This is a genomic window from Pseudomonas sp. ADAK18 (genome assembly GCF_012935695.1).
Lineage (GTDB): Bacteria > Pseudomonadota > Gammaproteobacteria > Pseudomonadales > Pseudomonadaceae > Aquipseudomonas.
Genome location: NZ_CP052859.1, coordinates 4,753,028 through 4,768,664, shown reverse-complemented (window position 1 = coordinate 4,768,664; position 15,637 = coordinate 4,753,028). Strand labels below are relative to the sequence as shown.

General features: G+C 59.8%; 17 protein-coding genes. 9 read left to right on the top strand and 8 right to left on the bottom strand.

Annotation, left to right across the window (positions count from 1 at the left end; translation table 11 throughout):
• Positions 1-2: 2 nt before the first annotated feature.
• A complete protein-coding gene (locus tag HKK55_RS21545) occupies positions 3-422 on the bottom strand; it encodes a polyribonucleotide nucleotidyltransferase (protein ID WP_169356507.1) in 420 nt (139 codons plus the stop codon).
• Between the two features lie 251 nt (positions 423-673).
• Between HKK55_RS21545 and hrpB the strand changes: the two genes are divergently transcribed.
• The gene (gene hrpB, locus HKK55_RS21540; RefSeq protein ID WP_169356506.1) at positions 674-3,181 is read left to right on the top strand and encodes an ATP-dependent helicase HrpB; all 2,508 of its coding nucleotides are present in this window, start codon (positions 674-676) and stop codon (positions 3,179-3,181) included.
• 14 nt (positions 3,182-3,195) lie between these two features.
• Here the strand turns inward: hrpB and HKK55_RS21535 are convergent, their stop codons facing one another.
• Together HKK55_RS21535 and HKK55_RS21530 are read right to left on the bottom strand one after the other, a co-directional pair.
• Positions 3,196-4,284: an endonuclease/exonuclease/phosphatase family protein gene (locus HKK55_RS21535; protein ID WP_169356505.1), complete on the bottom strand. Its 1,089-nt coding sequence runs from the start codon at positions 4,282-4,284 to the stop codon at positions 3,196-3,198.
• Positions 4,285-4,324: 40 nt separating this feature from the next.
• Positions 4,325-4,984, bottom strand: coding sequence for a YciC family protein (locus HKK55_RS21530; RefSeq protein WP_169356504.1), 660 nt, complete (start codon positions 4,982-4,984; stop codon positions 4,325-4,327).
• Positions 4,985-5,153: 169 nt separating this feature from the next.
• On the opposite strand from HKK55_RS21530, the gene HKK55_RS21525 reads away from it, so the two are divergent.
• The 3 genes from HKK55_RS21525 (at position 5,154) to HKK55_RS21515 (ending at position 7,164) form a co-directional block, all read left to right on the top strand.
• Positions 5,154-5,921, top strand: a complete 768-nt coding sequence (locus HKK55_RS21525) for a DUF2076 domain-containing protein (RefSeq protein WP_169356503.1) — start codon at positions 5,154-5,156, stop codon at positions 5,919-5,921.
• A 129-nt stretch (positions 5,922-6,050) separates the two neighbouring features.
• Positions 6,051-6,527, top strand: a complete 477-nt coding sequence (locus HKK55_RS21520) for an NYN domain-containing protein (protein ID WP_169356502.1) — start codon at positions 6,051-6,053, stop codon at positions 6,525-6,527.
• A 25-nt stretch (positions 6,528-6,552) separates the two neighbouring features.
• Complete coding sequence (locus HKK55_RS21515; protein ID WP_169356501.1) at positions 6,553-7,164, top strand: PolC-type DNA polymerase III; 612 nt, start codon at positions 6,553-6,555, stop codon at positions 7,162-7,164.
• A gap of 147 nt (positions 7,165-7,311) precedes the next feature.
• Here the strand turns inward: HKK55_RS21515 and HKK55_RS21510 are convergent, their stop codons facing one another.
• Positions 7,312-7,605: a DUF3077 domain-containing protein gene (locus HKK55_RS21510; protein ID WP_169356500.1), complete on the bottom strand. Its 294-nt coding sequence runs from the start codon at positions 7,603-7,605 to the stop codon at positions 7,312-7,314.
• Between the two features lie 601 nt (positions 7,606-8,206).
• Here HKK55_RS21510 and HKK55_RS21505 point away from each other — a divergent pair.
• On the top strand, positions 8,207-8,674 hold the full coding sequence (locus HKK55_RS21505; protein ID WP_237151280.1) for a hypothetical protein: 468 nt from the start codon (positions 8,207-8,209) through the stop codon (positions 8,672-8,674).
• Positions 8,664-8,921, top strand: coding sequence for an acyl carrier protein (locus HKK55_RS21500; protein ID WP_169356499.1), 258 nt, complete (start codon positions 8,664-8,666; stop codon positions 8,919-8,921). The genes HKK55_RS21505 and HKK55_RS21500 overlap by 11 nt, the downstream gene beginning before the upstream one ends.
• Positions 8,922-8,957: 36 nt before the next feature.
• Here the strand turns inward: HKK55_RS21500 and HKK55_RS21495 are convergent, their stop codons facing one another.
• Positions 8,958-9,677 carry a cyclase family protein gene (locus HKK55_RS21495; protein WP_169356498.1) on the bottom strand — a complete coding sequence of 240 codons (720 nt, stop codon included), beginning with the start codon at positions 9,675-9,677 and terminating at the stop codon, positions 8,958-8,960.
• Positions 9,658-10,119: an Lrp/AsnC family transcriptional regulator gene (locus HKK55_RS21490; RefSeq protein WP_169356497.1), complete on the bottom strand. Its 462-nt coding sequence runs from the start codon at positions 10,117-10,119 to the stop codon at positions 9,658-9,660. The genes HKK55_RS21495 and HKK55_RS21490 overlap by 20 nt, the downstream gene beginning before the upstream one ends.
• Positions 10,120-10,280: 161 nt before the next feature.
• Here HKK55_RS21490 and yedA point away from each other — a divergent pair, with 161 nt between their 5' ends.
• Positions 10,281-11,177, top strand: a complete 897-nt coding sequence (gene yedA / locus HKK55_RS21485) for a drug/metabolite exporter YedA (RefSeq protein WP_169356496.1) — start codon at positions 10,281-10,283, stop codon at positions 11,175-11,177.
• 48 nt (positions 11,178-11,225) lie between these two features.
• Positions 11,226-12,557: a DEAD/DEAH box helicase gene (locus tag HKK55_RS21480; RefSeq protein ID WP_169356495.1), complete on the top strand. Its 1,332-nt coding sequence runs from the start codon at positions 11,226-11,228 to the stop codon at positions 12,555-12,557.
• Between the two features lie 61 nt (positions 12,558-12,618).
• Here HKK55_RS21480 and HKK55_RS21475 read toward each other — a convergent pair whose 3' ends face one another.
• Entirely contained in the window at positions 12,619-13,863 is a 1,245-nt protein-coding gene (locus tag HKK55_RS21475) for a TIGR03862 family flavoprotein (protein ID WP_169356494.1), read from the bottom strand.
• 173 nt (positions 13,864-14,036) lie between these two features.
• The gene (locus HKK55_RS21470) at positions 14,037-14,957 is read right to left on the bottom strand and encodes a histone deacetylase (RefSeq protein ID WP_155584802.1); all 921 of its coding nucleotides are present in this window, start codon (positions 14,955-14,957) and stop codon (positions 14,037-14,039) included.
• Positions 14,958-15,033: 76 nt separating this feature from the next.
• Here HKK55_RS21470 and HKK55_RS21465 point away from each other — a divergent pair, with 76 nt between their 5' ends.
• Positions 15,034-15,603 (top strand): GNAT family N-acetyltransferase, encoded by a 570-nt coding sequence (locus tag HKK55_RS21465; protein ID WP_169356493.1) that lies wholly within the window; start codon positions 15,034-15,036, stop codon positions 15,601-15,603.
• The last annotated feature ends 34 nt before the right edge of the window (positions 15,604-15,637 follow it).

The window sequence follows — 15,637 nt, the reverse complement described above, 5'->3', positions numbered from 1 at the left end:
CTTCAAGCGGCGGGTTGCAGGCCCAGGGTAGCCAGCTGTTGAACGCTGCCCTTGAACTGAATCATGCGTGGGTCGTCCAGCGGCAGGTTGTGGCCGGTTTCCTTCTGGATGATGGTTTGCAGCTTGGCGTTGTCGACTTTGCCGTCGGCACCGATGGCTTGTTGCAGTTTTTCCGGGGCCACCTGGGCGGTCTTGCCAGGCTCGAAATAGATGGCGCCGGTGGCGAAGTCGACACCGAAGGCGATCAGGCCGGGAATCACGTAGAACAACAGGCCAATCGCATCGAGTACGGCAATCGCCGGGTCGACCTTGCCATCGATCTGGCCACGGCGATCGGGGTAGAAAATCGAGCCGCAGGCCGTTAGCTGACTCAGTAGGGTGACGGCCAGAACACCGCCAATGACACGGGAAGCAATACGCATGGAACTCTCCTGAACACGCTTGAAGGGTAACTATAAGCCAGATCTGCCAGGCTACGCCGTCTAATGTGGGAGCTGGCTCGCCTGCGATGACGCTGGGTCAGCCAGCTTCTGAGGCACTGAATCACTGCCATCGCAGGCAAGCCAGCTCCCACCTTTGACCGCGTTCACACTCGGATCCTGATGTGTTGTTCAGACCACCACCGACACCCGGCAGTTCGCCGTTATACTCGCCGCTCTGCTTTGGAGCCAGTATGAATTCGTTGCCAATCGATGATGTTTTACCCGCCCTGCGTGAAGCCTTGGCGACGCGCCATGAAGCCGTGCTCGAAGCACCGCCCGGCGCCGGTAAAACCACGCGAGTACCGTTGGCGCTGTTGAATGAAACCTGGCTCGCCGGGCAAACCATTCTGATGCTTGAGCCCCGGCGTCTGGCGGCGCGTGCGGCCGCCGAGCGCCTGGCCAGTGAGTTGGGTGAGAAGGTTGGTGAAACCGTCGGCTACCGAATTCGGCTGGACAGCAAGGTTGGCCCCAACACCCGCATTGAGGTGGTCACCGAAGGCATCCTCACCCGGCGTTTGCAGGATGACCCGGCGCTGGACGGCGTGGGCTTGCTGATCTTCGACGAATTCCACGAACGCAGCCTGGATGCCGACTTGGCCCTGGCCCTCAGCCTTAATGGCCGTGATCTGTTTCGCGATGAGCAGCCGCTGAAGATCCTGCTGATGTCGGCCACGCTTGAAGGCGAACGCCTGGCCAGCCTGCTGAATGACGCGCCGATCCTGCGTAGCGAAGGCCGTATGTACCCAGTGCAGATGCGCTGGGGCCGGCCGTTCCAGCCCGGTGAATTTATCGAGCCACGGTTGGTGCAGACCATTCTTGAAGCCTTGCACGACGAGTCTGGCAGTGTGTTGGTCTTCCTGCCGGGCCAGGCGGAGATTCGTCGGGTCAATCAGCAGTTGGCTGACGCCCTGGGGGATCGTGGCGATGTGCTGCTGTGCCCGCTGCATGGTGAATTGGACCTGGCGGCGCAACGGGCGGCGATCGACCCGGCGCCAGCGGGCAAACGCAAAGTGGTGCTGGCGACCAATATCGCCGAGACCAGTTTGACCATCGATGGCGTGCGGGTGGTGATTGATGCCGGGCTGGCGCGGGTGCCGCGTTTCGATCCCGGCAGCGGCATGACCCGACTCGACACCCAACGTATTTCCCGCGCCAGCGCCACCCAGCGTGCGGGGCGGGCAGGGCGGCTGGAGCCGGGCGTGTGTTATCGGTTGTGGTCCGAGGATCAGCATGAAGCGTTGGCGGCGTATGCCAGTGCGGAAATCCTCGCGGCCGATCTGGCCGGGCTGGCCTTGCAACTGGCTCGCTGGGGGGTGACACCTGGCCAACTGGTGTGGCTCGATGTCCCGCCGACGGCCGCTTATGCCCAGGCCCAGGATTTGCTGGTGCGCCTGGGGGCGTTGGATGAAGGTGTGTTAACCAAACATGGTCAGAAAATGGCCGAGCTGCCGGCCCATCCGCGTATCGCTCATTTGTTGCTGCGCGGTCAGGACCTGGGGTTGGCGAGCATGGCCTGTGACGTGGCCGCGCTGTTGGGCGAGCGCGATATCTTGCGCGGTGCCGGCGCGGATTTGCACAGTCGCCTGGTGTTGTTGTCGGGCGAAGAGCGCGCGCGTGGCACTCAAGGCGGCGTGCAGCGGGCCAAGCAACTGGCTCGGCAATACCGGGGCTACCTGCGAGGCAAAGCCGAGCAGGCGGTTGCCGACCCCGATCATCCGCGCTGGCTGGGCGCTTTGCTGGCCCTGGCTTACCCCGACCGCGTTGCGCAACAGCGTCGTGCCGGCGGCGCCGAATACCGTCTGGCCAATGGCCGCGCGGCGCTGTTTGCCGAGGCTGACAGCTTGATGAAACAGCCGTGGTTGGTGATCGCCGATCTGGGCAGTCGTCAGGGCCAGCGGGAAGAACGGATCTACCTGGCGGCGGACTTTGATCCGGCACTGTTTGACTCAGTGTTGGCCGAACAAGTACGGGTGGTCGATCAACTGGACTGGGACGAGCGCGAAGGTGTATTGCGCGCCGAACGCCAGCGCAAGGTGGGCGAATTGGTACTCGGCCGAGAACCTCTGACGGGCCTCGATGAAGCCGCTCGCAGCCAGGCGCTGGTCAGCCTGGTACGCCGCAAGGGCTTGGAGTTGCTGCCCTGGACCCCGGAATTGCGTCAGTGGCAGGCACGGGTGATGTTGTTGCGCCAACTGGATGCCGGTAAAGACAGCCAGTGGCCGGACGTCAGCGACAGCGCCTTGCTCGCCAGCCTTGAACATTGGTTGATGCCGTACCTGGGCAAAGTCTCGCGCCTGAGTCACTTCGCCAACCTGGACCTGTCCAGTTTCCTGCATAACCTGCTGCCGTGGCCGTTGCCGCAACGCCTGGACGAACTGGCGCCCCATCATCTGAAGGTGCCGTCGGGTTCATCGGTGCGACTGGATTACAGCGAGCAACCACCGATCCTGGCGGTGCGCTTGCAAGAGTTGTTTGGGCTTGCGGACACACCACGTATTGCCGGCGGGCGGCAAGTGGTCAAGTTGCACCTGTTGTCGCCAGCGCGGCGGCCGGTGCAGGTGACCCAGGACCTGGCGAACTTCTGGCGCAGTACCTACGCCGAAGTGAAGAAGGACTTGAAGGGGCGCTATCCGAAGCATTACTGGCCGGATGATCCGTTGGTGGCAGAGGCCACAGCGCGGATCAAACCGAGGAAGTAATCCGGAGCAGCGCGCTACTGCGCCGCCGGCAACAGAAACCGTGCAATCATCGGCAAGTGATTGGAGGTGCGCAAGGTATCGGCCTGCCGAACCTGGGCTTCGACCCTTTTGATCCGCGGGCTGTAGAACAGATAGTCCAGCGTACGATCCGGCCCGTCTACAGTCGGGTCATTGGGGAAGTAGGTCAGCCATTGGGCTCGGTCCACCCCGCTGGACTCGCTGTTGCTCGGGATCATCGGGTATTTGTCCCACAGCAGATGCAACTCGCTGTCGGGGGAGTATTGCCCGCGCTTGCCCGCATCCAGGCGCAGGAATTGTCCCAGTGCGAGCAAATTGAAATCCCCGCCAATCAGCCATGGCGTGCCACGGCTCTCGAATTTATCCAGTAGCTTGCTGGTCATCTGCACCTGTTCCAGTACGGCGCTGCTTCCGGGCGCTGAACTGTCCAGCCGGGTGTTGAGGACTGCCAGTTGGCCGCCATCACTCAAAGGCAGGTAGGTCAGCAGCAGCGTTGGTTTCGCCTGAAACTGGCGACTGATCAGATTGGCCGAGGCCACAGGCAATTGCAGGCGCTCGGCGTGTTCGATCTGGTAGCGGCTCATCGTCACCAGTTTGCGACCGACACTGCCGAAGATATGCAGGTCCGGGACGAAGTCGGCCTTCCAGTCGAAGGCTTGGGTACTGCAGGGGTAAAGGTCGGCCACGCGCTCCTGGAGCAATGCCAGTTGGTCTTGATAGTGGGAGCGCTTGGCGCCCTCGTCCAACGCTTGCAGCATCAGGATGTCGGGCTGCTCGTCGCGAATCACGCGCGCCACTTCATCAAGGCTGAAGGCCATGTCTTCGACGGTGGGGCGATCGTCCGGGCCGCTGCCGTCGGGGGTGTCGTACCAGAACACATAGTTCTTGCCGGCCAGGTACTGCACGTTCCATGTCATCACCTTGAGTGCCTGGCCCGGTAGCAGGGTCGGTGCCCGGGGGGCGACGCAGCGAATGGGCAGCGTTTCCTTATCGTCGGGGCGCCAGGTCAGGCTGTAGGTCAGGGCGGCCAGCAGGCCTGCGAGAATCAACAGGCCCACCAGGGTGATGCGCAATAAACGGGTCATCGGCTCGGCTTATGGCATTCCAGGATAGGGATGGAGCATATCACCGTGCGTCAGCATCGCCACCGATCAGCATGAACAGGCGAAACAGCACCACGCTGGTAAACAACTGCAGAAAGCTTTGCGCACTGTCGATCAGCACGCCCAGCACCGGATTCGGGTCAGGATAGATGGCCACTGTGGCGCCTTTGAGCAGCCATAGCGGTGTCATCACACACAGCAGGCACACCAGAATCCGCCAGAAATGCCCACGGGTCAGGCGAAAACTTTCCTTCATGGCCGACAGCGCCGACATGCCCCGCAGCACCAGCAGGTACTCGGCGAAGGCCAGGGTAACCATCAGCCACAAACCCGGCAGGAAATACAGCGATAAGCCCAGCAGGATCAGCAGTGTGCTGATGGCCGTCAGCAGGGCAAAGCGTGGCCACAGGGTCACGGCCATGGCCAGCACGTCCAGGGTTCGCGGCGATTCGCCACGGGTACGGGCGTCGAGGAACAGGATCAGTGCCCCGGTGTACAGCGGATACACCAGCAACCCCACCACCACGCTATAACCGGGAAACGCATCAGGCCCCAGCGAATGATCGAGCACCTGTTGCAGCAGTGCCTCCAGGATCACCAGCGGCAGGCACAGTTGAACGATGGCGCCCAGGTTGCGCTGGAAAAAATAGAAGGAGTCGCGCAGTACGTTTAACGGATTCATCAAGGTCATCACAGGCCAAAAAAGCAGGGGCACACTTTAACCGATCACTGGCAAACGTAAACCTTGCGTAAAGACCATTGAAACCTTGGAAGGCAGCCCCATTACTGGTACGTACCCGGCCTATTTTTGGCAGGACGAAGATTTCTACCGGCAATCTAACGAGGTCGCCATGAACAGCGAAGAGCAAACCCTGATCGATGGACTGTTTTCACGGTTGCAGCAAGCCGAAACGGACTCAGCCCCCCGCGACGCCCAGGCAGAAGCGCGGATCAAGGAGCACATCACTCGCCAGCCGGCCGCCGGGTACTTCATGACCCAGGCGATTCTGGTGCAAGAGGCTGCGATCAAGAGCCTTGATGCGCAGAACAAGCAACAGGCGCAACAGATCCAGCAATTGCAGGACGAACTGCAACAAGCCAAATCCCAGGCCGCGCAGCCTGCACCCAGCAGCGGTGGTTTCCTGTCGAGTATCTTTGGCGGTGGTTCCCGCGACCCGCAGCCCGCTGCAAGTGCTCCTGCTGCTTCGGGAAGTGGCTGGCGTGAACCGGCCCGCCCTGGCTTCAACAGCCAACCGGCGCCGCAACAGAACTTCGGCGTACCACAGCAGAATTACCAGCAGCCCCAGCAGCCGACAGCAGCCCCTATCGGCAGCGGCTTTTTAGGTGGTGCGCTGAAAACCGCCGCTGGCGTGGCCGGTGGTGTGATGTTGGCGGAAGGCATCAGCAGCCTGTTCAGCCATAACCAACAGCAACCGCAGGTGGTGGAAGAAATCATCCGCGAAGAGCCGGCCCCGGCAAGTGACAACAGTGGTTGGGGCAACAATGACGACCAGCGTTTCGCTGGCAATGACAGCTCAGGCAACAACTCGGATAGCTTCGCCGACAACGACTATTCCGACGATTCCTCTTCCTTTGGCGATGACGATTCCTTCGTCTGATGCACATTCATCTGGGGCGCTTCGTCGCCCCGGGCTGATTTTTCTCGGAAACTTCCTCCTGACTGGCATACTGGCAACCTTTCCGGGCCCTTGAGTCCGGGGTCCCAGCCTGTGCCATGAGGATTTACGGTGAAAAAAATTGCAGTGTTCGCCGATGTCCAAAACCTCTATTACACCGTGCGCCAGGCTTATGGCTGCCACTTCAACTACGCCGCCCTGTGGGCTGACATCAGCCGACGCGGGCAGATTGTCGAGGCGTACGCCTATGCCATCGACCGTGGCGACAGCAAGCAGCAGCAATTCCAGCAGATCCTGCGCAACCTCGGTTTTACCGTGAAACTCAAACCCTACATCCAGCGCAGTGATGGCTCGGCCAAGGGTGACTGGGACGTGGGCATTACCATCGATATCATGGACGCCGCCGCCCATGTCGACGAAGTGGTGCTGGCTTCCGGCGACGGTGATTTCGACATGCTGCTGGACCGCATCATCAACAAGCATGGCGTCGAAGCCGTCGCCTACGGCGTACCAGGGCTGACGGCCAACTCATTGATTCGCGCTGCCAGCCGCTACGTGCCGATTGAAGGCGCGCTGTTGCTCAAATAGATTTTTAGACGGAGTTGGAACAGGTTTGGAACGTATAGCGGTCATCGACTTTGAAACCACCGGCATCTCGCCGAGCAGCAGCTGCCGGGCCACGGAAATCGCCGTGGTCATCCTGGAGCAGGGCCAGATCGTGGACCGTTACCAGAGCCTGATGAATGCGGGCGTGCGGGTGCCGGGATTTATCGAGCAACTGACCGGCATCAGCAACGCTATGCTGCGCACTGCGCCACCGGCGGAGCGGGTGATGAATGAGGTCAATGAGTTTGTCGGGACCACGCCGCTACTGGCTCACAACGCGGCATTCGACCAGAAGTTCTGGGACTTCGAATTGGGCTTGATCCGCCGTACGCGCCTGCAAAAGTTTGCCTGTTCGCTGCTGCTGGCCCGCCGCCTGATGCCGGCGGCGCCCAACCACAAGCTTGGCACCTTGACCTCCTTCGCCCAACTGCCCCACACCGGCAAGGCTCACCGGGCCATGGCCGATGCGGAAATGGCGGCCAACTTGACGGCCCACCTGGCCCAGGAACTGCGCCGTCACCACGGCTTGCGGGAGCTGTCACACGACTTGCTGTGCAGCTTGCAGAAAGTGCCGGCGGCGAAGATCAATGACCATTTGAAAAAGCATCGCGGGTTCTAATCAGCTGCGCCGTGCGCCATCTTCAATCTGATGAAGCTCAAAATGTGGGAGCGGGCTTGCTCGCGAATGCGGTGTATCAGCCAGCACATGTATTGGCTGACACACCGCATTCGCGAGCAAGCCCGCTCCCACACTAGTTTTGCGGTGCTATCGAGGCTGTAAACAGTCCAAAGACCGATCCACCATCACCTTCGCCATCTCCACCAAATGCATCACTGCCCGCTGCTGCCCGTTCATGGGCTCGCCGGGTGTCTGGGCGGTCACCACTGCGCAATGCAGCAAGTCAGCAGCACGTGCCAAGGCATCTTCGAAACTCAGGTTGTCGTTAAGGACGAAGGGCGCTCCATCTGGGGCGGAGGCTTTGAGGTAGTAATTGATAGCGCGGCGGGTGAGGGCGCTATCGCTGAGGAAGTGGGGTGGATCGGGAGTGACTTTGACCATGGTGAACACCTCTTGCTAAGGAAGAAGCTACCACCGTCCGCTTGCACGCGAATGAGGGTGGCAACTGTACGTAGGTGTGCAAGACCGGGGCAAGAAGCAAAACCCAGCAGACCCGAAGGTCTCCCACGCACAGCTGCCATAACGGGCAACGCAAAGCATAAAAAGCTGGGCGTTAAGCTGTAGGTTGATTTATGAGTCTTATTGCCGTCGGACTTGCACGTCCGGTCACCGATTGTTCGATGACTGAGCGAGACTAACTACCTGATCCGACGGAAACAAGGCGTTGAAATTCTCTAGGAAAGGTCCTGCAAATGAAAGGGACCAGTCTTGCTGGCCCTTAAAAAATGCGCTCACCACAGAGGCTTCTGCCGACATTAAGAATGTTATGTAAGTCTATTCCACAGAAATTGTAGGCCGTGTCTGATTTTCCATTGCTTTCAAATTCTCGTCCTCTCAGTCTCTTAACATCCCGCATGTCGTTCACTCGTAAGGATGTCTTCATGCAGGAAAGTGATCTTCACCGGGCGATTATGCAGAGTGAGTCTGAACTCAGACGTCACAAGATCAATTTGGGCTCCCCTTCTCACGCATCGCGTTTGATATGAATAACACGATGACTAGTTGCCCGGCTGTCATGTTGTTACCTACCCAGATGGGCACCATCAACATTCCGAATTACCAGATGCTGAGGGCAATTCACGCTGATCCTCGTATTCCCAACACGACTATCGAGGACCTTTGGAAATGCACACAAGAGCACTATGGCCTGACGGCAGCAACCCTTATCACTGGGGCTGCTGGAATACCGATAAGTAAAATATCAGTGGGCGCCTGGGTTCACGTCGGCTCCAGCAAAACGACCAACCTGACAAGCTATATCGGTATGCGATTCTTCCCTCGGACGCTGATCAGGCAACCGACATTGGCCAAAATGGCCAAGGCAACCTTTGGTACGGTTCGAGTATTTGGCATTATTGGACGAGGTATTCCCTTTGTCGCTGCAGGCTTGGCTGTCTTTGATCTAGTCAGTATTGGCAAGTGCGCTTATGAGGCAAGAAATGGAAAGTAACCCGACGAGAGCAGAGGTCAGCGACAAGGTCATTCAGCTTTTCATCGATATCATTGGGTTTATCGACCGTAGCCAAGTGACAGAGCAAACGGACTTTATTCATGACTTCAAAATCATTGATGACGACCTGACCTGTTTCGTCATGCAGATCAAGTGGCAATTCAATCTGCGCGCTACTCAGGAAGACTGGAACAGCATCACCACGATCAAACAAATCATCGACCTGATTGTTCAACGTTCCAATTAGGCAGAAGAGTGACTGCCACACCCCGTCCCCATGCAATCAGGGAATAAACGCCATGACTGACGCCGGAGACCCCGACCCGTCCTGCAAGCCCAAAATACCGATCACCAGTGTTGTGCCCTTGGCCGGTAATTGGTCCAGGTTGGTCAAGCACTCCAGCACAATTCCATTCCTGGCCAGCACCAGATGGTTGGTCGCGAACCTGCTGCTTTGGCCGGGATCGACGCCATGAGTATCAATGCCTACCCCTGCGACCCCGCGCTGTTCAAGCAGCAGCAGGGTTGCTGATTCACCGATGCCTGGGAAATGCAGGCCCTGTTCGTCCTCGCCGAAAAAGGCTGCCGGGTCGTTCCACAGGCTTTGCCATTCGGTGTACATCAATACCACTGAGCCGGGTTCTATAAGGCCGTGCTCGTGCTCCCAGTTTTCAATATCTTGCACACTGATCACATAGTCGGGGTTATTTCGGGTTTTACTCCGTACATCGATAACCACCGCGGGTCGCACCAAGTCTTCTGGTGGGTAACCTTCTATCCCGAGGCCATCGGCGTAGAAACTATTGGGTGCATTCATGTGGGTCGCACTGTGTTCCCCCATGCTGAAGCGTCGTAGGTAATAGCCATCTTTTTCTATTGAGGCGACCTCTTCGAACGCTACCGGTGGGTCGCCGGGCCATAGCGGGATTGTCCGTGTGATTGGGTGGCTGAGGCTGATGATCTTTTGGAATTGAATGCTGTGATTAGCCGCCATTTTTGCCATTCCCCTCCAACTGCCCCAACGGCACCCGCCGCTCTATCGCACTCGACAGAATGATCGAGGTCTTGCTGAAGCCAAACTTCGCCACGCGATTAATCAGATTTTCCAGTTCCGGCATCGAGCCCACTGCCGCTTGCATGATCACGCACGGGTCGCCCGTGACCCGGTGACACTCGGTCAGCTCCGGGATTTCGCTCAGGGCGTCGTAGACTTTCTGATTGCCGTGGTTGGTCAGGCGCAGTTCGATTACACATTGAATCGGCAGGCCGATCTTGGACAGGTCGACCTTGGCCTGATAACCGGTGATCACGCCACTGGCTTCCAGTTTGGCGACCCGTTCGGCCACGGCCGGGGCGGACAGGTTCACCGTGCGGGCCAGTTGTGCGTAGGACGCGCGGCCATCTTCCAACAGTGCGTTGAGGAGCATACGGTCGTATCTGTCCATGGTAAGGCTCCGGGAACGCGTGGCTTTCGAAAGCATGGGTTATAGCCTTGATAACCATGCTTTGAAAAGTGTACCGGCGCTTTAAACAGGTTTTGTAACTTATGTTTACGAGGCTGCCTTTCTAGAATAAGCCTCCCTTGTCCTGCCGTAGAGCTGCCCCCATGCCTGGCCCACGTCGCTTTCCCTTACCGTTAATCGCCGCTTTTTTTGCGCTGTACGTGATCTGGGGGTCAACCTATCTGGTGATTCGTATTGGTGTGGAGTACTGGCCGCCGTTGATGTTGGGCGGGATTCGTTTTCTCGCGGCGGGCGCGCTGATGTACGGCTATCTGCGCTGGCGCGGGGCCCCGGCGCCGACCTGGGTGCAGTGGAAGGCTGCCGGCAAGATCGGCATCTTGCTGCTGACGTTTGGGAATGGCGCGGTCACTGTCGCGGAGCATACCGGCGTGGCATCCGGCGTCGCCGCGTTGGCGGTGGCGACGGTTCCGCTGTTTACCTTGCTCTGTGGTTTTTTCTGGGGCGCGCGTAATACCCGTCTTGAGTGGGCTGGGGTGGTGCTGGGGATTATCGGGATCGCCATGCTCAACATGGGCTCCAACTTGCAATCCAGCCCGCTCGGCGCTGCCTTGCTGATTTTTGCCGCTGCCTCCTGGGCGTTCGGTTCGGTGTGGAGCAAGCACTTGCCGTTGCCTCAGGGTGCCATGGCCAGCGCGGCAGAAATGCTGATCGCCGGTGCGGTGCTGCTGGTGGGCAGTGCACTCAAGGGCGAACACCTCGACGCCATGCCTCCGGTTGAAGGGTGGCTGGCCCTGGCCTACCTGGCTGTGTTTGGCTCAATCATCGCCTTCAACGCCTATATGTACCTGCTCAAGCACGTGCGTCCGGCGGCGGCCACCAGCTATGCCTACGTCAACCCGGCGGTAGCAGTGTTGCTGGGGATTGTGTTTGTCGGCGAGACCATTGGCATGGAGGAAGCGTTGGCGATGCTGGTGATCATCAGCGCGGTGCTGCTGATCAGCCTGCCACAGTGGCGCAAGCCCAAACCGGATTTAGGGTAAACTGCGGCGCATTGCGACCTTGCGCTGACTTTTTCCTACGGTACTTCCATGACTTTCGCCACCCTTGGCCTGATCGAACCCTTGCTGCGCGCCCTTGAGACGCTCGGCTACCAGACCCCGACGCCGGTGCAGGCGCAAGCCATTCCAGCGGTGCTGGCCGGTCGCGACCTGATGGCCGCGGCCCAGACCGGCACTGGCAAGACCGCCGGTTTTGCGGTGCCGCTGCTGCAGCTGCTGACGATGGAAGGGCCGAAAGTTACCGCCAACTCGGTGCGCGCGCTGATCCTGTGCCCGACCCGCGAACTGGCCGAGCAGGTCCACGCCAGCGTCGCTGAGTACGCCCAACACCTGCCGCTGACCACGTACGCCGTGTATGGCGGCGTGAGCATCAATCCGCAGATGATGAAGCTGCGCAAAGGCGTCGATGTGCTGGTCGCCACGCCTGGCCGCCTGATCGACCTGTTCCGTCAGAACGCGCTGAAACTCAATCAGCTGCAAACCCTGGTGCTGGATGAAGCCGATCGCATGCTCGACCTGGGCTTCTCCGAAGAACTGGCGAACATTTACCGCATGCTGCCGAAAAAGCGCCAGACCCTGCTGTTCTCCGCGACCTTCTCCGACGAGATCCGCCTGCTGGCCGGGCAGATGCTCATTGACCCGCTGACCGTCGAAGTCAGCCCGCGCAACGTCGCCGCCAACACCGTGAAGCAATGGGTGGTGCCGGTGGACAAGAAGCGCAAGGCGGAGCTGTTTGTGCACCTGATGCGCAAGGGGCGCTGGAAGCAGGTACTGGTGTTCGCCAAGACCCGCAACGGCGTGGACGCGTTGGTGGAAAAACTTCAGGGCCTGGGTATCAACGCTGACGGCATTCATGGCGACAAGCCACAAGCGACCCGCCAGCGTGCCCTGGACCGTTTCAAGGCCAGCGAAGTACAGATCCTCGTGGCCACCGATGTGGCAGCCCGTGGCCTGGACATCGAAGACTTGCCGCTGGTGGTCAACTTTGACTTGCCGATCGTGGCCGAAGACTACATCCACCGCATCGGCCGTACCGGTCGTGCGGGCAACACCGGTGAGGCTATTTCCCTGGTGTGTGCCGACGAAGTGAACATGTTGTCGGCCATCGAGATGCTGACCCGCCAGACGTTGACCCGGCATATGGAGCAGGACTTCGAGCCGGAGCATCGGGTACCGGACACGGACTCCAGTGGTCAGGTGGTGAAAAAGCCGAAGAAGCCGAAGAAACCCAAGACCTCGGGTGGTGGCAAGCGCAACCTGGGCAAATGGGTGGAGAGTAGTGAAGTGTCGGTGGCGGAGCCTTCGCTCAAGCCGGTGCGCAAGGTGCCGGTGTTTAATACCGGGCCGCGTAAGAAGAAGTAAGTTTTAAGGTGCCTGCGATGGCCTCATCGCAGGCAAGCCAGCTCCCACATTGGCGTGTGTTTCAATGCGGGAGTTGTGTGTTTAGCCATTCCAGAACGCCTTGCCCAGCGGCCCGCCCACTGGCAAAACACCCCGTCAGCAGATACCCGCCCGTCGGCGCTTCCCAGTCCAGCATCTCGCCCGCGCAGAACACTCCCGGCAATTGCTTGAACATCAACCGCTCATCCAACGCCTCAAACGGCACACCGCCCGCCGTGCTGATGGCCTCGTCCATGGGCCTGGTTTTCGCCAGCGTCAGAGGCAGCGCCTTGATATCGACGGCCAACTGCACCGGATCATTGAAATGCTCGGCGGGCGCCAACTCCCGCAGCAATGCGGCTTTCACGCCATCCAACCCCAACTGACTGTGCAAGTGCTTGCTCATCGAGCGCGACCCGCGAGGTTTGGCCAGTGCTGCCTGAACCTTGTCCAACGGTTTGCCCGGTAGCAAGTCGACATGCACCGTGGCCGCTCCCTCCCGATTGATCGCCTCGCGTATCGGCGCCGACAGCGCGTAGATCAGGCTGCCCTCAATCCCGGTAGCGGTGATCACACATTCACCCAGTCGCTGCTTGTCATCCGCCAGGCCGATGGCGACGTTTTTCAACGGGGCTCCGGCGAATTTGCTGACCATCAACTCGCTCCAGGCTGACACCTCGAAGCCGCAGTTACTCGGTTGCAGTGGCGCGTAAGGGATGCCTTTATCTTCCAGCAGCTTGAGCCAAGCGCCATCGGAACCCAAGCGCGACCAACTGCCGCCACCGAGGGCCAGCAGTACCGCGTCGCTACGCAGGCTTTTATCGCCCTCGGGGCTGTGGATAAGCAGGCTACCGTCGTCATTCCAACCCAACCAGCGATGGCGGGTGTGGATAACTACGCCCTGGTCCCGCAGACGCTTGAGCCAGGCTCGTAGTAGCGGGGCAGCCTTCATGTCGGTAGGAAAGACTCGGCCGGAGCTGCCGACAAAGGTTTGAATCCCCAACCCATGAATCCATTCGCACAGCGCCTCGGCACCGAACTGGCGCAGTAACGGCGCCATCTGTGGCGCGCGCTCGGCATAGCGCGAGAGAAACGCCGGCTGCGCTTCGGAATGGGTGATGTTCATGCCGCCCACGCCCGCCAGCAGGAACTTGCGGCCCACCGAGGGCATGCCGTCATACAGGTCGACCTTGACCCCAGCCTGGCTCAACACTTCGGCGGCCATCAGCCCGGCGGGGCCGCCGCCGATGATGATGACGTGATGAGACTGGGTGTGGGACTGAGGCATGGGAGTGACTGCGGTTCGGCAAAGTAGGCCGAGCATTCTACCCGAGGATGCCGATACTGCCTGATCAAAAAACGTACAGCTTCCTACAGGCTATGTAGCTGCTCGCTTACAGAAGGTTTCACTCAGGTTATCCACAGGCAGTTCCACAGCGATTGTGGGTAAACATTCACACTTTAATGACAACCTGATGACGTCCATACCCGTTGTGCACTGTGATGCAGAATGCCGTGACGGCGGGCAAGGGCGGGGCGGTCCTTGCTGTAGCCGCCGCCGATCACGCCCATCACCGGGATGTCGCGGCCCAGGCAATGGCGCATCACGCTTTCGTCGCGGGCGGCAACGCCTTGGTCGGTCAGCTTGAGATAGCCGAGGGCGTCGTCCTTGTGTACATCGACACCGGCGTCGTACAGCACCAGGTCGGGCTGATACAGCGGCAACAGGTAGTTGAGGGCATCGTCCACCACCTTGAGGTAATCGGCGTCGCCCATGCCCATGGGCAGCGGGATATCCCAGTCGCTGCGGGCCTTGCGTGCCGGGAAATTTTTTTCGCAGTGCAGGGACACGGTGATGGCGTCCGGGGTGTGTTCGAGGATGCGCGCGGTGCCGTCGCCCTGATGCACGTCACAGTCGAAGATCAGCACCCTGTCGACCCGGCCGCTTTCCAGCAGGTAATGACTGATTACTGCCAAGTCATTAAAGATGCAGAAACCTGCCGGATAGTCGTAGTGGGCGTGATGAGTACCACCGGCCAGATGACAGGCCAGGCCGTGTTCCAGTGCCTGTTCGGCGGCCAACAGCGAGCCGCCGACGGCGCGCACGGTGCGTCGGGCCAGGGCTTCGCTCCAGGGCAGGCCGAGGCGCCGTTGGTCTTCGCGGGATAACTCGCCACTCATGTAGCGCTCGATATACCCAGGTTCATGGGCGAGGGCCAGAATCTCTGCCGGGCACAGTTCCGGGCGCAGCAGTTGGCTGTCCTGGGTCAAGCCGCTGTCCACCAGGTGATCGCGCAACAGGCGGAATTTATCCATGGGGAAGCGGTGGTCCGCCGGGAACTCAGGGCTGTAGTCGTCGTGGTAGATCAGTGGCAAAGGCATGGCAATTTCTGACGGGGACCAGCGACGGATCTTAACAGCGCGGTACACTTACGCACATGGCAGGGGAGGGGGATCAATGGAGCCGATACAGGAATTGGAAAGCGCACGCCTGGTGTTGCGCCAATGGAGCGATGCCGATCTGCCGGAGTTTGCCCGGATGTGCGCCGACCCGCAGGTGATGCGTTATTTCCCGGCCACCCTGAGTCGCCTGGAAAGCGCCGCGCTGATCGGACGGATTCGGGGTCATTTCGCCGAGTATGGTTTTGGTCTGTGGGCCTTGCAGCGCAAGGACGGTGGCGAGTTTATCGGCCTGACCGGGTTGCTGAATGTCAGCTTCGATGCGGACTTCACCCCGTCGGTGGAGATTGGCTGGCGCCTGGCCAAGGAGCATTGGGGCCTGGGTTACGCCAGCGAGGCGGCCTGGACCGCGTTGCGTTGTGGCTTCGACCGGCTGAAGCTGGATGAGGTCGTGGCGTTCACCACCCAAACCAATCTGCCGTCACAGAAAGTCATGCAGGCCATCGGCATGCAGTACGATCCGTCGGCAGATTTTGAACACCCCAAGGTCGCAGCGGATGATCCGTTGCGCCATCATGTTTTGTACCGCATCACCCGCGCCCAATGGTTGGATACGCTGCACGGATAAGCAGCCCGGAATGCCCAATAGATTGTTGTAGGAG

What these genes read in the sequence shown, in the direction of transcription:
- HKK55_RS21545 (WP_169356507.1), bottom strand. Translation starts at nt 422, where the DNA reads ATGCGTATTGCTTCCCGTGTCATTGGCGGTGTTCTGGCCGTCACCCTA.
- hrpB (WP_169356506.1), top strand. Translation starts at nt 674, where the DNA reads ATGAATTCGTTGCCAATCGATGATGTTTTACCCGCCCTGCGTGAAGCC.
- HKK55_RS21535 (WP_169356505.1), bottom strand. Translation starts at nt 4,284, where the DNA reads ATGACCCGTTTATTGCGCATCACCCTGGTGGGCCTGTTGATTCTCGCA.
- HKK55_RS21530 (WP_169356504.1), bottom strand. Translation starts at nt 4,984, where the DNA reads ATGAATCCGTTAAACGTACTGCGCGACTCCTTCTATTTTTTCCAGCGC.
- HKK55_RS21525 (WP_169356503.1), top strand. Translation starts at nt 5,154, where the DNA reads ATGAACAGCGAAGAGCAAACCCTGATCGATGGACTGTTTTCACGGTTG.
- HKK55_RS21510 (WP_169356500.1), bottom strand. Translation starts at nt 7,605, where the DNA reads ATGGTCAAAGTCACTCCCGATCCACCCCACTTCCTCAGCGATAGCGCC.
- HKK55_RS21505 (WP_237151280.1), top strand. Translation starts at nt 8,207, where the DNA reads ATGAATAACACGATGACTAGTTGCCCGGCTGTCATGTTGTTACCTACC.
- HKK55_RS21500 (WP_169356499.1), top strand. Translation starts at nt 8,664, where the DNA reads ATGGAAAGTAACCCGACGAGAGCAGAGGTCAGCGACAAGGTCATTCAG.
- HKK55_RS21495 (WP_169356498.1), bottom strand. Translation starts at nt 9,677, where the DNA reads ATGGCAAAAATGGCGGCTAATCACAGCATTCAATTCCAAAAGATCATC.
- HKK55_RS21490 (WP_169356497.1), bottom strand. Translation starts at nt 10,119, where the DNA reads ATGGACAGATACGACCGTATGCTCCTCAACGCACTGTTGGAAGATGGC.
- yedA (WP_169356496.1), top strand. Translation starts at nt 10,281, where the DNA reads ATGCCTGGCCCACGTCGCTTTCCCTTACCGTTAATCGCCGCTTTTTTT.
- HKK55_RS21480 (WP_169356495.1), top strand. Translation starts at nt 11,226, where the DNA reads ATGACTTTCGCCACCCTTGGCCTGATCGAACCCTTGCTGCGCGCCCTT.
- HKK55_RS21475 (WP_169356494.1), bottom strand. Translation starts at nt 13,863, where the DNA reads ATGCCTCAGTCCCACACCCAGTCTCATCACGTCATCATCATCGGCGGC.
- HKK55_RS21470 (WP_155584802.1), bottom strand. Translation starts at nt 14,957, where the DNA reads ATGCCTTTGCCACTGATCTACCACGACGACTACAGCCCTGAGTTCCCG.
- HKK55_RS21465 (WP_169356493.1), top strand. Translation starts at nt 15,034, where the DNA reads ATGGAGCCGATACAGGAATTGGAAAGCGCACGCCTGGTGTTGCGCCAA.